We start from the raw sequence: 14,872 nt of genomic DNA, 5'->3' as shown, positions 1-14,872 counted from the left end.
TTCGTCTCATGGCGTACCCGCCGATCCGAGCACGACGGAAAGCAGGTCCACGGTTGCCAGACCGTCGTCGGCCGAGGCGCACCGGCCAGGTGAGATCACATTCACGGCCGCGCAGACTTCGTGCGCATTCGATTGTGGGATAGCAACTTTCGGCGGTGCGTAGGTCAGTGCTGGTGCACCGGTCTGCGGATTTGTCGACTGTGAGAAGGCGGTGACGATCGGTGGGATCATGGTGATGATCTCCTGTAGTGTCCCGACGTTGGCGCCGATGAATTTGACGACCGGCACGGTGGCGTCGAGCACCTGCAGGATCGGTTCGCCGAACATGGTGGTGATGTCGTTGAGAACGGGAATGAGCACTCGCAGCGAATCGATGATGCCTGCGATGGGCAACCACACCTGCTCGTTGACGTAGTCGAGCACGCCCGCGAACGGGACCAGCATTGTCTTGATGTCACCCCACCCGGTGGACACACTTGCCGACAACTCGTTCAGCACGTCTATCAGGTCCCCGATATGCCCGATTGCCGCATCGGGCGAATTCAGTGCGACCCCGAGCTTTTTGATCAGTTCGTTGATGCGCGGGCCGGTACCGGCGATGGCTTTGTCCACGGCGCTGATGCCGTCATTGATGCGGTCGGCGTCCACTGGGTTTTCGCCGCCGTTGAGTTGGTCGGCGAGGTTGCCGAGTGCGTTCAGTGTTTGGGTCATACTCTTCGGCGTGAGTGTTCGTGTGATGCACTCGTCCGGATTCCACTCGGTTGCTTCACCTTCCCCGAGCACGGCGAGATTGCGGTCGGCGACCAGGGTGTCCGAGACCGTGGTGGCAGAGACTGCGCCGCGCAGGGGGTAGTCGGCGTCGACGTCGAAATCGACTCGCACTGAATCCTTTTGCGGTTGGACATCGGTCACCGTGCCGACGGCCACGCCGAGCATCGTCACATGGTTGCCGGTGTAGAGGCCGATGGAGTCGGGCACTATTGCGCAGTAGCTCTGCATCTTCTTCGCGGGATCGAACGCGATGAAGTAGCCGACGAGGACCAGCGCGCCCATGACGAAGACGCCTGTGATCGACATAAATCCGCGCGAAGCGAGTATTCGATTCATCAGCACGCCTTGCCAGGGACGGGGACACATAGTGCCGGTGCGGTGATGGTCGAAGACGATTGGTCGACGACGAGGCCGTCGGGGGTAGCCAACGGTTGCAATCGACCGAGCAAATTTCGGACAGAATCCACTGCGCCGCTGAGCTTCTCGGTGAGGCGCTGCAGCTCGGGGATGGCGGCTGACAGCTTCTGGGCCATCGGTTTCAGCGTGGTTTCCCAGTGAGGCCCGAGCACTGCCAGTCGCGACAGAGCTTCGTCGGTGACGCGTAGAGCTTCCTGAATTTCGGCCCGCTTGTCGATTACGATTGTTTCTAGGATGCTGATCCGCCGGATCAGTTCTCCGAGTAGTGATTTCGAACCGTTGATAGCGCTCATATACTCGTCGGCGATCGCGAGTGTGCGCGAGACGTCGTCGTTCTGTTCGACGAGGATATCGACGAGAGAATCGATTGCGTTGCCCGCCCGGCGCAAACCGTCGGGACTTCCATCGAGGGACGTCTGCAACGCGGCGAAGTTCTGGCGCAGCGTGTTGCCGTCGACGTCGCGGATCGGTTGGGCCGCATCCTGGAATGCTCGCGCCAGGTTGTATGGCAGCCGGGTTCGGTCGGGCGGAATGACAGAGTCGTCGAGCGGTGACTCGCCAGCGGGAAAAAGGGCCACGTAATGGCCCCCCACGATGGTGAGCATCCGAATATCGAGAGTTGTTTCGTCGCCGACGAAGACGTCGTCGTCGACGGTGAACGACATTGTCACGCTGTTGGAGTGGAGGTCGATGGAGGTCACTGTTCCGACCGGGATGCCGGCGACCCGAATATCGTCACCGACCTTGACCGAGCCGGCCTCGGCCAGTTCGGCGGTGTACGTTGCTTTTCCAAGTGGCAGCGCATACAACACGCCGGCGCCGATCAGCGCGAGCACCACAAGTGCAGCACCTACGATCCCCAAGCGGAACTGCGCGCGTGCAGACTGTTTCTCGGTTGGTATCGGCCGATTTGCGGCGAGCTGAAACCAATTGCGCGCCTTTGTCTTCACTTGTTGCATAGCGAAATCCTCTGACCGGCGATGAGTACCTGCAGCGGTCCGGGAGCGGTCGCGTTCCCGTTCGAACAGGCGAGGTTCACCCCGGGGCCTGTGTCGGGGACCAGCGCATTCAGCGACTGCAGCAGCGAAGGTATCCGACCGAGAACTTCGACGGCGTGATCCGGATCTGGGAAGAGCAACCCGACTATGTTGTCGAGGTCGGGATTTGTGTCCGGGGTGAGTCCGACAGTGGCAAGCAGGCTGTTCAGCGGTGTGAGAACGGGTGGCGCAGTCATCGCAAAATCGACCACGCCGTCGAAATTCTCCTGCAGGGTGATGAAGACCTGGGTGATCCCGTTGATCAAAGTGATCAGCTGAGGCGAACGCCCGCCGATCTGCTCGGAGATCTGCTTCAGATTGGCAACGAAGGCCGAAATCACGCTTTGCCGATCGCTTACGTATTTGCTCAGTGTTTCGATCGCGTCCAACGCCGGACCGATGCCGCTACCGTTTCCGTCGATCACCGCCAGCAGGCTCTCGGCAAACTGGTTCAGTGCGCCAGGTGAGAATTCGGCGAGCACCGGCTCGAGGCCGTTGAACAGTGCGGTGATGTCGAAGGACGCGATGGTCGCGTCGGTGCCGATCGTCGTTCCTGCGCCGATCTCGGTGCCAGGTTGCTGCGGTTGTTGGATGTCGACATAGCGCTGGCCGGTCAGATTTTGATAGCGAATGGCGAGCGTACTCGTGTCGTAGACCGACCGATCGTCTTGCACGGTGAGTCCAACGCTGGCCTGGTTGTCGTCGAGACGGATCGTTTGGACCTTGCCGACCTGAACCCCGTACATCCGCACGTCGTCACCGGTCTTGAGTCCGTTCGCGTCGGTGAAAACTGCTGTATAGCTGTGGGTGTCGCCGGCCACGGGCCGCTTGATCGCGGCGATGATGAACGTGAGAAGTACAGCGATCACGGCGACGAATAACGTCAGTTTCCAGGTCACGGCGAACAGCGATTTCATCGTTCCCCTCCCAGTAGCGGGTTGGCCCCTAGCAAGGGGACCGACAGTGCCGGAACGCCTCTCAGGTCGAGCGCGAGGTCGAGCATCGGACCGTCGGGGGTATCGGTGAAAGAAGCGTCAAGCCGGTCGAGCAGTTCGCGCAGTTGCGTACTCGACAGCTGCGGGGTCGGCACCATCCGTGCGGCAGCGTCCAGGGCGGGCGGCAGCATGTCGGCGTATCCGGCGAAATAGTTCTCGGCAGTGAAGAGCAAGTCGGAAATACCGGGGAACAGCTGTTGAATGGTTATCTGCAGAACTTGGTCGAACTTCGCACGGTCGGTTTTCAGAATCTCGAGGTTGGTGAGCGTGTCGAGTAGTTGGATGGTGCCGCCGACCATCGGTGCAGCCCCGGTGAGGGCGGACCCGAACTGCCCCAACAGGAACGAGGCAGCGTAGCGCTGGGTGTCGGCGACGTTGCGTCCGGTGGTGACGATTGCCTCCAGTAGCGGAGTGAACGCTTCCAGATCACTGGCAAGTGATGTCAAGGTGTCGGTGAGTTCTGGGGTCAACACATCGGTGGCGGTGCGGGTGACCGCGCGGAGCAGGTTGCCCATGGTGACGTCCTGGACCCGTTCTGCGTTGGCTCCGGTCAGGTCGATCAGGTCAGCGTTTTGTAGGGGCGTGCCGCCGGATCCGCGTCGAAGTTCGATTTCGCTGATACCGAACAGGTTCGACGGCGCGTAGTCGACATCGAGGGTGTCGGTGACCCCGAACAGTTGAGCCTGGTTGAGCCGCAATGTGATCAGCTGCTGACCGTCGGCCGCATTTTCGATAGTCTCGATCTCGCCGACGGCTACTCCGTCGAGACGGACTTGGGTACCGTCGACGATGCCGTCACCGATTTGTTCGGTCCGTAAGACAACTTGCAATCGATCGTCGCCGCGGAGTCGGTCGACGACGAACAACGCGACCACCAGGAGCGCTACGAGGCAGGCTGCGGCGAGACCGATACGAGTGGAACGACGTTTGTCGACCGAGAGTCCAGGCAAGCCGTACTTGGGCATCGCGCTTATCCCGTGAAACTGATCGACGAGTTGAAGCCCCACAGTGCGATGCTGAGCAACATGTCGAGGGCGATGATGGCAACAAAGCTGGCTCGGACGGCGCGGCCGGACGCAATTCCCACACCTTCGGGACCACCTGTGGCTACAAACCCCTGGTAGCAGTGGATCAAGATGACTGCGATACCGAAGATCAGGATCTTGATCACCGCCGCGGTCACATCCCAACCGCTCACGAACTGGAAGAAATAGTGGTCGTAGACGCCGCCGGCTTGTCCATGAAACACAACGATCACCGCGCTGCAAGACGCATAGCTCAAGATCAAGGCGATCAGGAACGTCGGTACTATCGCGACCGCGCCGGCAATCACTTTCGTCGTGACGACGAACGGGATGGACCGCAGGCCAAGTGCTTCCAGCGCGTCGATTTCCTCCGAGATCCGCATAGACCCGATCTGGGCCGTCATTCGGCAGCCCGCCTGGGCGGCGAAGCCGATTCCGGCGGCAATCGGGGCGAGTTCGCGGGTGTTGGCGAATGCGGAGACGACACCGGTGACCGGTCCAAGCCCGATCATGTCGAGGGTGGCGAAGGATTCGATACCGACCGAAGCGCCCATCACCATGCCGAGCACGATCAGCATCGGTACAGTTCCGCCACCGACGATGAGCGAACCGCGACCCCACGTCATATCGGTTATCGTGCGCAGCGTTTCAGCGCGATACTTCCTGAGCGTCAACGGAATTGCCGAGATGGCCTGCCAGGCGAAGCTGAGCACGTAGCCGATGGTTTCGAACGGAGCGGTCAGCCGACCGCGCGATGCGGCAAAGCGGTACGCCCAGCCGAGGCCCTTCGGGGCGTAAGTCGATGCGCTCATCATGCCAACCTTGTGGGCAGGAACATTGTCGAGATCTGCGTGATCACAAGATTCACAACGACGATCGACACCACCGATAGGACAACAGCAGCATTCACGCTGTCGGCCACCCCGCGGGGACCGCCTTTGGCCTCTAGCCCACGCTGACAGGCGATGATCACGACCAGGAACCCGAAGATGATCGATTTCATCAGTGACAGCCACACGTCTGTGACCGTGGTGAAGGAACCGAAGGTCTGCCAGTAGCTACCGGCTGTCACGCCTTGGGCACCGATGGCCACGGCATATCCGGCGACGACCCCGACGAAAATGATCAGAACGTTCAACAACGGTGCGACGAATACCATCGCGACCATCCGCGGAATAACCAGCCGGTGTACCGGGCTGATACCCATCGTCTTCATGGCATCGATTTCTTCACGAATCGTCCGCGCACCCAGATCCGCGGCGATGGCTGCAGCGCCCGCGCCACCCAACAGCAATCCGGTCGCCATCGGCGCCCCCTGCTTGATGACCCCGAGGCCTCCTGCCGCGCCGAGCAGCGAATCTGCGCCGAGCTGGTGGATCAAGTTTCCGACCTGCAGCGTCACGATGACTCCAAAGGGGATCGCCATCAGGATCGCAGGGATGGCAGTGACGGTGATGAGGTACCAGCACTGATGCAACATCTCTCGGTATTGGAACCGGAGCCGGACGATGTCGCTGGCAGCGCCGCTCACCGACTCGAAACCGACACCGATGGTGCGACCGAATGTCTTCAGGCTCGAGGCGAAAGTCTCGGAGAAGTTCTTGCGGACGATCTGCACCGGCGACGGTGACTTCTCCTGTGCAATCGGGGGTGCGACGGACACCATGACTTGACCTTCTTCTCTGAAAACCTTCTGGCAGTTCGGATTACGCAGTTGCTGACGGCGGTTGCGCTGTCGCGAGTACGCATGCTTCGCACAACTTGGTTGTCGTGACCCGGGCGGCAAGCGCGAGTAGCGGCTCGATGGTTCGGGCGAATGCCTTGGCTGCAACCCCGCCCGACTCTGCGTAGCGCAGTTCGAAGTCGAGAGCGGTCCGATCGGGCGTCTCCTGGTCGAGTCGCATGGTTGCGATGAACTCGAAGCCGGACAACGAATCGAGCGAAATGCGGCGATCCTGTTCCCAATCACTGATGCGCGCCGTGGAACTGAGCGTCTTGGGGCCCAGGTCGACCGAGCCTTCGAAGATGGCGCCGAGGCCGTAATCGGATTGGCCGACAGGTTCGACAGTTGTGAGGCCGAAGACCCATTCGTGCATCCGCCGGTAGTCGGCGAGGTAGGCGAACACGTCTGCCGCCGGCCGCTGGATGATTCCGGTTGTCCGAATCTCCACCATTTCGTTTTCTCCACTCCGACCCGTGCGAATGTCGGGTTGTTGTCTGTGCCAGTGCGGCGATTGCGAGTGTGCGGCGATGTGAATCGGCCTGAGCTACGTGCGCTTGGACCTTTCGATCAACTTAGGCGCGTTGATCGCGTAAGTCAACAACGAGACGAATTAGTCCAGTTGTCTCTATAGAAATACCGAGTGGTGCTCGGGTGCTTGCATAAGAGACGGACCTGACTTCGGCGCGGTATTGCTGTCACGAGTCTCGAGCTGGATCGAGCAACGCTGTCGGTACGCGCTCACTGCGGGAGGTGCAGCCAAGGCAAGAGTCTTACGCGGTCGCGGGTATTTCCCGAACAACGAGGGGAACGAAGTATCGACGCGCGAACTCGGCCACTCCTGCGTCATCCCGAAACGGCATGAGTCCGCCGGGCATGAGCAACTGGGTAGTCGCCAGTCGAATCATGATCTCTGCCGCCATGGCCAAGTCGGCCTCTGGCAGGAGCCGGTCGCGATCGCGCAGCGACTGCAGGTATTGCACGATGAACATTCGGACGATAGGCAGTGAAGTATCTCCACTGGTCGCGCCATAGTTGTACAACTCTTCCGGCTCGGTCTCCAGCAGCTTGAGAAGGAGCGGGTTGCTGCGTAGTTCGCGGGCGCTGGCGACCGCAAGCTGCACCACGGTGCCGGCGGCATCGGGAGCGACCGATACCGTAGCCGCAACTCGCGCGAGTACCGCCAACATTTCGCGTCCGGCAACCGCCTTCACCAGGGAATCCTTGCCGGGATACCTGCGATAGACCGCGGCACGCGATATACCGGCCCGCCGCGCGACGTCACTCATGCTGCTGCGCCGAATCCCGACGAGCTCGAATTCCTTCTGGGCGGCTGCAAGGATTCGTGCGGTCACTTCTTCGGAGCTGTCTTGGGTCGATGGTGCGTCAGGTTTTTCGACCGGGTACGACGAAGCCACGACTCAAACCCCTCAACTGCCTCGAGCCGACACGGAATAGTCGGATCAGCACCGGGACCCTCCCGATGGTGGGACAATACCGTATCTTTGTCACGCGGGTCCGGATCGCCACCGCGGCGCGTCTCTGCGTCGTACCGAGAATGTCAGAGCGAGACCCGGTCGACCACGGGAAGGGGTCCTGCGCTGTCCGTAGTCACAGGGTCGTACCTCCCTGTCCGTGCAGCCGCTCGTGCCTGTCGCACCAGCGTGCGCACCGGCGCGCTCACTGAAAGAGGAATGGCGTCACGCAACCCGGGCGTGGCTGTCAAGGCCGCGAACAGCGGGCGGTGCGTGATCCTGATCGCGGTCTTGATCGCGGCCGGATACGGGACCATGCCGTAGAGCCGGACCAAGTAATTCGGTGTTATCGCGAGGCCGGTCGCCAGCACTATCCGCATCGGCAACGCCATCAGTGCGGGTACGACACCGGTGGTGGGCTTCGGAGCGAAAACGTTGTAGACATAGAGCCCGACCTCGGTCAACGCCAGGTTTGCCCGTTCCGTCTCCAGGTAGGCGTCGACTTCGGCTTGCGACTGCGGCATCAGCTCGCGCGGAATTCGATTGAGGTCACCGACGATCGTCGATTCCTCTCGCCAGTAGCGGTCGCGTTCTTCGGCGGTGAGTCGCCGCGGTCCATATGCGTCGTATGCGTCCAACGCGGCTTGGCCGTACGGAATCAACAACCACATAAGGTTCCGCGGCTCGGATGCGCAGTGCACCCGATCGCCGGTTGGACCCCAGGTGCCTTTGACATGGTCGTGCATCTGGTTGACGAGGTCGGCGGCGTGTTGCGCGGTGGCACGGTCGCCGAAGTAGATGGCGAACATGTACTCCGCGGTCAACACGATCCGCTTCCACGGGTCGGTAGCGCCTGTCGAGTTGGAAACACCGATGTTCGCGAGCCAGGGATTGAGGAAGAAGTACGCACCAGTGCCCACGACGCCGGGAAAGATCGTCGGGCCGCTGATGCGCCACGAGATGGAATCGGGGCCGAAGAATCCTTCGTCCTCGCAACGGATTGGTTCTCTGATCATTGGCATGTCGTCAACATAAGCCGGAATCGTCGTGGTGTCAACGAGACGAATATGTCGATTAGTCTCGCATGTGACTTCTGTCGTCAGTAGCGTCGTCCCTGTCCGCTAAGGGTTCGAAATGGAGAACGTGTGAGCACACAGCCGCTTGTCAGTACCGCGCCGAGTTTGCAATCGCAGGCAGTGCACGCCACCTTTCGGCTCGTCGTTCGTCCTGTGCTGCAACGTATTCCGGTCAATGGTTGGCCTGTTGTCCTCGCGGCCACGGTGGAGAGTGCGGCGAAAGTGCTGCCGCCGCCGTCTGGTGTGACCGTAGAGAAGGTATGCCTGGCGCGCTTCGATGCCGAGATCGTCCGGCCCTCGACCGGCCCGATGGATCTTCGACGAGGTGCCGTGCTGTATCTCCACGGAGGCGCATTTCTAGTCGGCGGGCTGAATTCGCACCGACCGGTCGTTGCCGCGATCGCTCGTCGAACCGGTTTGGCGGTGATGCACGTCGCCTACCGTCAGCTGCCGGATGCGCCGATCTCGGGCTCGGTAGAAGACTGCGTCATGGCCTACCGCTGGCTCGTGAACCGCGGGGTCGATCCGGCGCGAATTGTCATCGCGGGTGATTCAGCAGGGGGATTCCTCGCGTTCGCCACCGCACTGGCCGCTCCGGCGGCGGGGTTGGGGGGACCTGCAGCTTTGATCGGATTCTCGCCTTGGCTCGACCTCGACTGTGCGACGAAACTCGCGCATCCGAACAACGACTCCGATGCTTACCTTCCTGCGAAATTGCTTGCCGCGGTTGGCGGTAGCGGTGGAACCGGGCCCAATGGGGAGGCGTTGCCGTCTCCCGTGGACGGGGCCCTGTCCGGACTTCCTCCGGTCCTGTTGATCGCCGTCGACTCGGAGGTCTTGTTCGTCGATTCCGAACTGATGGCCGCACGTCTCGATGCCGCAGGAGTGCCATGCACGCTGCGCATCTGGAAAGGCCAGATCCACGCCTTCACGACATTGTTTCCTTGGCTGCCCGAGAGCCGTGCTGCGCTCGACGACGCGGCTAGCTTCATCATCTCTCGAATCGGCGCTGCGCCCGTGCCGAGCATCGAACATCCGGCTAATGGTTCGTAGGCAGTTCGGGCGGATCCGGCTGCAAGCGCTTGCGTAACTGATCGGAAAGTTGGACAACGGCCAAGGGGTCTGTGGCCGGACCTGCGAGCACGGCACCGTCGGTTGCAAACCTGGCTCCGTGCCGTGGGCACGCCCAGGCTCGAGACTCGACATCGAATTCGAGTTTCCAATCCAGGTGCGTGCAGATCGCGGTGACCGCCTGCAGGCGGCCGCCTGCATCGCAATACACACCCACCGGCTTGCCGTCGGACTCAACGACTTTCGCGTGGCCGGGCAGCAGTCCCGGACCTCGCTGCTTGGCAGCGGCTGATCGAGCACCTGGACGTAGGACCGAGCGAATCGCTCCATCGACGAGCCTTGTGATTTTCATTCGAAGGCCTCTTCGGCAATGAGCTGCATGGTGCGAATCTAGGTAACCGAGAGGGGAGTGTCAACGAGACTAATTAGTCGATTTGTATCGACAAGTCTGATATTTCGTTCTACTGTCATCCCGGACAGCGTCAGGACGGAGAGCTTGTGAGTGTGACGAACAGGGCCGATAAACCAGAGCGGCCCGATCACGAAGTGGTGATCATCGGTGCCGGACTCAGTGGCATCGGTGCCGCTATTGCATTGCGGCGGGCCGGGATTCACGATGTTGTGTTATTCGAGCGGGCGTCCGATATCGGCGGGACCTGGCGCGACAACACCTATCCGGGTGTCGGAGTAGATGTCCCGGCTCAGGGGTATCAGTTCTCGTACGCATTGAAGCCGGACTGGTCGCGCGTGTTCGCCAAGGGCGCCGAAGTCAAGTCGTATGTCGACGATTGCGCGGACCGGTACGACATTCGCCGGCTCGTCAGATTGAACAGCGAGGTCACCGCACGCGCCTGGGACGACGACCAGAGTCTCTGGCGGCTGACAGTCGCAGACCGACCAGTGACCGCCCGTTTCGTGATCAGTGCGATCGGACCCTTCATCGAGCCGAAGCCACCCACCATCGAGGGGATCGGCGACTTCGAGGGAACAATTCTGCGCTCGACATCCTGGGATCATCGAGTAGGACTCTTCGGGAAGCGGGTGGCGATCATCGGCACCGGCGCCAGCGCAGTGCAGATCATTCCCGAGATCGCCGACGCAGTCGCACATCTGGACGTATACCAACGCACGCCGATCTGGGTCACTCCCAAGCCGGACATGACAACTCCAGCCCTTGCGTCCGCGCTGTTCCGGACCGTTCCGCCCGTCCAGAGCCTGGTTCGTAACAGTGCGGCTCGCATGATGGAAATCCTCCTCATCGGCGTCGCGGTCAACCACGAAACTCTGGCGACGGTCAACCACGGCGCCACCCGTGTGCTCCGCGAATTCTGGTACCGCACGCAGGTGCGCGACGCGGACACCCGCCGAAAGCTCACCCCCGACTACGACTTCGGATGCAAACGACCGGCCACATCGAACACCTATCTGCGGACCTTCAACCGATCGAACGTGGAACTGGTTGCAGACCCCATCAAGCGCATCACAGCGCATGGTGTCGAAACGGTGTCAGGTATCGAACGCGAAGTCGATGTACTCATTCTCGCAACAGGTTTCAGGACAGCTACCGATCCGGCAGCCTATCGGCGAACCCCGGTGCGCGGCCGCGACGGATTCGACCTGGCCACGTTCTATGCCGAACACCGCGCCCGATCATACGAAAGTGTGTCCATGCCAGGGCTGCCGAATTACTTCACCATATTCGGACCCTACGGCTGGGTCGGTGGGACCTGGCACGACCTGGTGGAGACAGCGTCCAATCACATCGTCCGGGTACTCGAGGAGTTCCGTCGTAGGGGCGCGGACGTCGTCGAGGTACGCGAGGAGGCCGCGGATCGGTGGACGGAGTTCGCGCGGGAACGGATGTCGCACTCGGTATGGGCACTCGGTAGCTGCGCGACAGCCAACAGCTACTACTACGACCACCACGGCGATACCACCTACATCCGGCCGACATCAGCGCGAGAAGCGTGGCATGCGTCGCGCACGTTCGCACTGGACGACTACGAGTTTCGAGTCGTTTCGGCGGCACCCGCACCGGGCGAGGTTGCGAACGACTCCCTCGGCCAAACCGGTTCGTTTCACAGACTTCAGGGAGCATAGATGTCCAAGAGATACGACTACATCGTGGTAGGCGCGGGTTCGGGTGGCTGTGCGGTTGCTGCCCGGTTGAGTGAAGACCGGTCGATGCGGGTGTTGCTGATCGAGGCAGGTGGGTCCAACCGGAAGTTGGAAGTGAAGGCTCCCTTGGCTTTTGCCAAGCAGTTTCACACCAAGCTCGATTGGGACTATTGGACTGAACCCGAGTCCTCTCTCAACGGACGACGGATCTTCTCCCCGCGCGGCAAGATGCTCGGCGGTTGCAGCTCGATGAACGCGATGATCTACATCCGCGGCAATCGCCTCGACTACGACACGTGGGCCGCAAACGGCGCCGAGGGCTGGTCCTACGACGACGTCCTGCCCTATTTCACGCGGGCCGAACGCAACGAGCACATTCACGACGAGTATCACGGCAGCGCCGGACCGTTGAATGTGACGCGCATCCGTGACATCGACCCGGTGAGTTCGGCGCTGGTCGACGCCGCCGCGAACGCCCTGCACGTTCCCGTCAACGATGACTTCAACGGCTCGAGTCAGGACGGCGTCGGACAATTCCAGGTCACCCAGCGACGAGGCATACGGTTCAGCGCGCGGGAGGCGTACCTGCGGTCGCGACGCCGAAACCTGACGATCCGCACCAACACCCTCGTTCGCAAAATCGTCCTCGACGACGGGCGAGCAACGGGTGTCGAAGTCACCGATCGTAAAGGCAACGTCGAGCGAATCTCAGCGGCTCGCGAGGTGATTCTCGCTGCCGGCGCATTCAATACCCCTGCACTGCTGCAACATTCAGGAATCGGCCCGGCCGACCACCTGCGATCTGTTGGAGTCGCGCCGATCGTCGATCTACCGGCTGTCGGCGAGCATCTTATGGAGCACCCGCTCGTCTATCTGACCTACGAACTCCGCGAGGGTCAGATCGGGCTGTTCGACGCCGAAGATGCACGACATCTGAAGAATTGGTTGCTGCGTCGGCGCGGCAAACTTGCGAGCAACGTCGCCGAAGCGGGCGGTCATGTGCGCACGGATTCCTCTCTGGCGGCACCGAATTTTCAAGTCCTCTTCGCGCCCGCGTTCTTCTACAACCACGGCGCCATGGCCTGGGACGTCCCAGCAGCCACGATCGCCATGTCCTACATCGCGCCGCACAGTCGTGGTCGAGTCCGCATCCGCTCCAGCGACCCGACCCGCAAACCCACCGTCACGTACAACATGCTCGCAACGGACTCGGAGATGGAAGAAATGGTCGAAGCGGTCGAACTAGCGCGCCGCGTCGCCGCCGCGTCGCCTGCGCACAAAGTCTTGGGCGCCGAGATCACCCCGGGTGTCGAAGTCCAATCCCGTGCCGACATTGCCGCCTGGATCCGCAGTTCCGTCGAGCACACTTATCATCCGTCGTGCTCGGCCCGAATCGGCAGTCCCGCAGACGGTGTCGTCGATCCGCAGTTGCGAGTCCACGGTGTCGCCAATCTCCGTATTGCCGACGCCTCGGTCATGCCGACGATCATCCGCGGCAACACCAATGCGACCGCCATCATGATCGGTGAACGGTGCGCCGACTTCGTCCGGGCAGACCGCGCCGCACCGCCCACCACAGTTGGGCGCGTATCGGAAGTGGGTGCACGATGACCATTTCCACCGGCACACCCGCCGCAACTGGCCGGACGATCGATATCGACAACCCCGCGACTGGGAAAGTCATCGGCACCGTGGACAACATGACCGCCGAGGAGGTCGCCCAACTCGTCGACCGCGCGCGCGCAGCTCAACCACGTTGGGAGGCAATCGGGTTCGCGGATCGGGCACGACTCGTCCGCGCGCTACGCAAGTGGTTCGTCGCCGAACGTGCACGCATCGTCGACATCGTCGTCGCCGAAAACGGGAAGACCCGCGAGGACGCTCTCCTTGCCGAACTGTTCTATCTCGCCGATTCGATGGGGTTTTGGGCCAAGAATGCACGCAAGTACCTTGCCGACGAATCCCCGCGCACCCATTCTCCGCTGGTGTTCGGCAAGAAGGTAGTCGTACGACACCGTCCTCTCGGGGTTGTCGGTGTTATCGCACCGTGGAACTATCCGCTGACGTTGAGCATCGGCGATGCTTTGCCGGCTCTGATGGCCGGCAACACCGTCGTCATCAAGCCGAGCGAAATCGCCCCGCTTGCAGTCGAGTTCGTTGTGCGGGGTGCGCGCGAGGTCGGGTTCCCCGACGACGTCCTGCTTGTTGCGACAGGGGCGGGGGAAACTGGTGCGGCCCTTGTCGACACCGCGGACATGATCCAGTTCACCGGCTCCACCCGGACCGGCCGTCGGATCGCTGCGACGTGCGGCGAACGGCTGATTCCATGTTCGGTCGAACTCGGCGGCAAAGATCCGATGATCGTGCTTGCCGATGCCAATATCGATCGCGCCGTCAATGTCGCCGTCGAATGGTCGATGCGTAACGCTGGTCAAATTTGTATGGCGATCGAGCGGGTCTATGTCGAAGAACCGGTCTACGACGAGTTCGTCGCCAAAGTCGCCGACAAGGTCGCCGCGCTACGCCAAGGGGAACCAGCCGACTATGGATCGGTGGACGTCGGAGCAATCACTTTCCCGCCGCAGTTGGAGATCATCGAGGCTCACGTCGCCGATGCTCTGACGAAGGGAGCGCGCGCAGTCGTCGGCGGGCATCGTAGGCCGGGCGTGGGCCGCTTTTTCGAACCGACAGTGCTTGTCGATGTCGATCACACGATGGATTGCATGACCCAGGAAACTTTCGGGCCGTTGCTGCCGATCATGAAGGTGCGCAACGACGAAGAGGCAGTGCGTCTTGCGAACGACAGCCCCTACGGGCTCGGGTCGAGCATCTTCACTCGCGACATCGCCAAAGCGAACCGACTCGCTCGTCGTCTCGACGCAGGCAACACCTGGATCAACGACGCGATCATGAGCTACCTGGCACAGGAAGCCCCGTTCGCAGGCGCACGCGAATCCGGCCTCGGGGGACGCCACGGTAAGCAAGGCATCCGAAAGTACTGCGACACCCACACCATCCTGACCACACGGTTCGCTTTGACCCATGAACCGACCATGTTCCCCAATTCGGTGAAGCGGTCTCGCTTCTTCGAACGGCTGATGGTGTTGATGTTCGGACGCTGAATATCAAGACCGTCAGCCAGTCGAATGCGCAGTACAGCAATCGAA

General features: G+C 61.5%; 14 protein-coding genes. 4 read left to right on the top strand and 10 right to left on the bottom strand.

What is annotated here, in order from left to right; translation table 11 throughout:
• Positions 1–6: 6 nt before the first annotated feature.
• The 9 genes from JGU71_RS24890 to JGU71_RS24850 all read right to left on the bottom strand — a co-directional run bounded on the left by JGU71_RS24890 (position 7) and on the right by JGU71_RS24850 (position 8,456).
• The gene (locus JGU71_RS24890; protein WP_233530066.1) at positions 7–1,107 is read right to left on the bottom strand and encodes an MlaD family protein; all 1,101 of its coding nucleotides are present in this window, start codon (positions 1,105–1,107) and stop codon (positions 7–9) included.
• Positions 1,107–2,147: an MlaD family protein gene (locus JGU71_RS24885; protein ID WP_199707464.1), complete on the bottom strand. Its 1,041-nt coding sequence runs from the start codon at positions 2,145–2,147 to the stop codon at positions 1,107–1,109. The genes JGU71_RS24890 and JGU71_RS24885 overlap by 1 nt, the downstream gene beginning before the upstream one ends.
• Positions 2,135–3,142, bottom strand: coding sequence for an MlaD family protein (locus JGU71_RS24880; protein WP_199707462.1), 1,008 nt, complete (start codon positions 3,140–3,142; stop codon positions 2,135–2,137). Before JGU71_RS24880 ends, JGU71_RS24885 begins: the two co-directional genes overlap by 13 nt.
• Positions 3,139–4,227, bottom strand: coding sequence for an MlaD family protein (locus tag JGU71_RS24875; protein ID WP_199707460.1), 1,089 nt, complete (start codon positions 4,225–4,227; stop codon positions 3,139–3,141). The genes JGU71_RS24880 and JGU71_RS24875 overlap by 4 nt, the downstream gene beginning before the upstream one ends.
• Positions 4,191–5,057: an MlaE family ABC transporter permease gene (locus tag JGU71_RS24870; protein ID WP_199707458.1), complete on the bottom strand. Its 867-nt coding sequence runs from the start codon at positions 5,055–5,057 to the stop codon at positions 4,191–4,193. The genes JGU71_RS24875 and JGU71_RS24870 overlap by 37 nt, the downstream gene beginning before the upstream one ends.
• Positions 5,057–5,911 (bottom strand): MlaE family ABC transporter permease, encoded by an 855-nt coding sequence (locus JGU71_RS24865; protein WP_199707456.1) that lies wholly within the window; start codon positions 5,909–5,911, stop codon positions 5,057–5,059. The genes JGU71_RS24870 and JGU71_RS24865 overlap by 1 nt, the downstream gene beginning before the upstream one ends.
• A gap of 40 nt (positions 5,912–5,951) precedes the next feature.
• Positions 5,952–6,419: an SRPBCC family protein gene (locus JGU71_RS24860; RefSeq protein ID WP_199707454.1), complete on the bottom strand. Its 468-nt coding sequence runs from the start codon at positions 6,417–6,419 to the stop codon at positions 5,952–5,954.
• 319 nt (positions 6,420–6,738) lie between these two features.
• A complete protein-coding gene (locus JGU71_RS24855) occupies positions 6,739–7,320 on the bottom strand; it encodes a TetR/AcrR family transcriptional regulator (RefSeq protein ID WP_199707452.1) in 582 nt (193 codons plus the stop codon).
• Positions 7,321–7,526: 206 nt separating this feature from the next.
• On the bottom strand, positions 7,527–8,456 hold the full coding sequence (locus JGU71_RS24850; protein ID WP_199707450.1) for an oxygenase MpaB family protein: 930 nt from the start codon (positions 8,454–8,456) through the stop codon (positions 7,527–7,529).
• 129 nt (positions 8,457–8,585) lie between these two features.
• Between JGU71_RS24850 and JGU71_RS24845 the strand changes: the two genes are divergently transcribed.
• Positions 8,586–9,569: an alpha/beta hydrolase gene (locus JGU71_RS24845; RefSeq protein ID WP_199707448.1), complete on the top strand. Its 984-nt coding sequence runs from the start codon at positions 8,586–8,588 to the stop codon at positions 9,567–9,569.
• On the opposite strand, the gene JGU71_RS24840 is transcribed toward JGU71_RS24845, so the two are convergent.
• Entirely contained in the window at positions 9,556–9,939 is a 384-nt protein-coding gene (locus tag JGU71_RS24840; protein WP_199707446.1) for a Rieske 2Fe-2S domain-containing protein, read from the bottom strand. The two genes, JGU71_RS24845 and JGU71_RS24840, sit on opposite strands and share 14 nt — an antisense overlap.
• Before the next feature lie 146 nt (positions 9,940–10,085).
• Between JGU71_RS24840 and JGU71_RS24835 the strand changes: the two genes are divergently transcribed.
• Genes JGU71_RS24835 through JGU71_RS24825 form a run of 3 tightly spaced genes read left to right on the top strand, consistent with a single transcriptional unit; the run spans position 10,086 to position 14,827 of the window.
• Positions 10,086–11,687 carry a flavin-containing monooxygenase gene (locus JGU71_RS24835; protein ID WP_307829852.1) on the top strand — a complete coding sequence of 534 codons (1,602 nt, stop codon included), beginning with the start codon at positions 10,086–10,088 and terminating at the stop codon, positions 11,685–11,687.
• Positions 11,688–13,316: a GMC family oxidoreductase gene (locus tag JGU71_RS24830; protein WP_199707444.1), complete on the top strand. Its 1,629-nt coding sequence runs from the start codon at positions 11,688–11,690 to the stop codon at positions 13,314–13,316.
• Entirely contained in the window at positions 13,313–14,827 is a 1,515-nt protein-coding gene (locus tag JGU71_RS24825; RefSeq protein ID WP_199707442.1) for a succinic semialdehyde dehydrogenase, read from the top strand. Before JGU71_RS24830 ends, JGU71_RS24825 begins: the two co-directional genes overlap by 4 nt.
• Positions 14,828–14,872 lie beyond the last annotated feature (45 nt).

The sequence above is a fragment of the Antrihabitans stalagmiti genome (assembly GCF_016482825.1).
Classification (GTDB): Bacteria; Actinomycetota; Actinomycetes; order Mycobacteriales; family Mycobacteriaceae; genus Antrihabitans; species Antrihabitans stalagmiti.
This window is presented reverse-complemented; position numbering and strand designations above follow the sequence as displayed.

Bases quoted from the DNA above. Each gene is read 5' to 3' on its own strand.
- JGU71_RS24890 (WP_233530066.1), bottom strand. From the start codon at position 1,107: ATGAATCGAATACTCGCTTCGCGCGGATTTATGTCGATCACAGGCGTC.
- JGU71_RS24885 (WP_199707464.1), bottom strand. From the start codon at position 2,147: ATGCAACAAGTGAAGACAAAGGCGCGCAATTGGTTTCAGCTCGCCGCA.
- JGU71_RS24880 (WP_199707462.1), bottom strand. From the start codon at position 3,142: ATGAAATCGCTGTTCGCCGTGACCTGGAAACTGACGTTATTCGTCGCC.
- JGU71_RS24870 (WP_199707458.1), bottom strand. From the start codon at position 5,057: ATGAGCGCATCGACTTACGCCCCGAAGGGCCTCGGCTGGGCGTACCGC.
- JGU71_RS24865 (WP_199707456.1), bottom strand. From the start codon at position 5,911: ATGGTGTCCGTCGCACCCCCGATTGCACAGGAGAAGTCACCGTCGCCG.
- JGU71_RS24860 (WP_199707454.1), bottom strand. From the start codon at position 6,419: ATGGTGGAGATTCGGACAACCGGAATCATCCAGCGGCCGGCGGCAGAC.
- JGU71_RS24850 (WP_199707450.1), bottom strand. From the start codon at position 8,456: ATGATCAGAGAACCAATCCGTTGCGAGGACGAAGGATTCTTCGGCCCC.
- JGU71_RS24840 (WP_199707446.1), bottom strand. From the start codon at position 9,939: ATGAAAATCACAAGGCTCGTCGATGGAGCGATTCGCTCGGTCCTACGT.
- JGU71_RS24830 (WP_199707444.1), top strand. From the start codon at position 11,688: ATGTCCAAGAGATACGACTACATCGTGGTAGGCGCGGGTTCGGGTGGC.
- JGU71_RS24825 (WP_199707442.1), top strand. From the start codon at position 13,313: ATGACCATTTCCACCGGCACACCCGCCGCAACTGGCCGGACGATCGAT.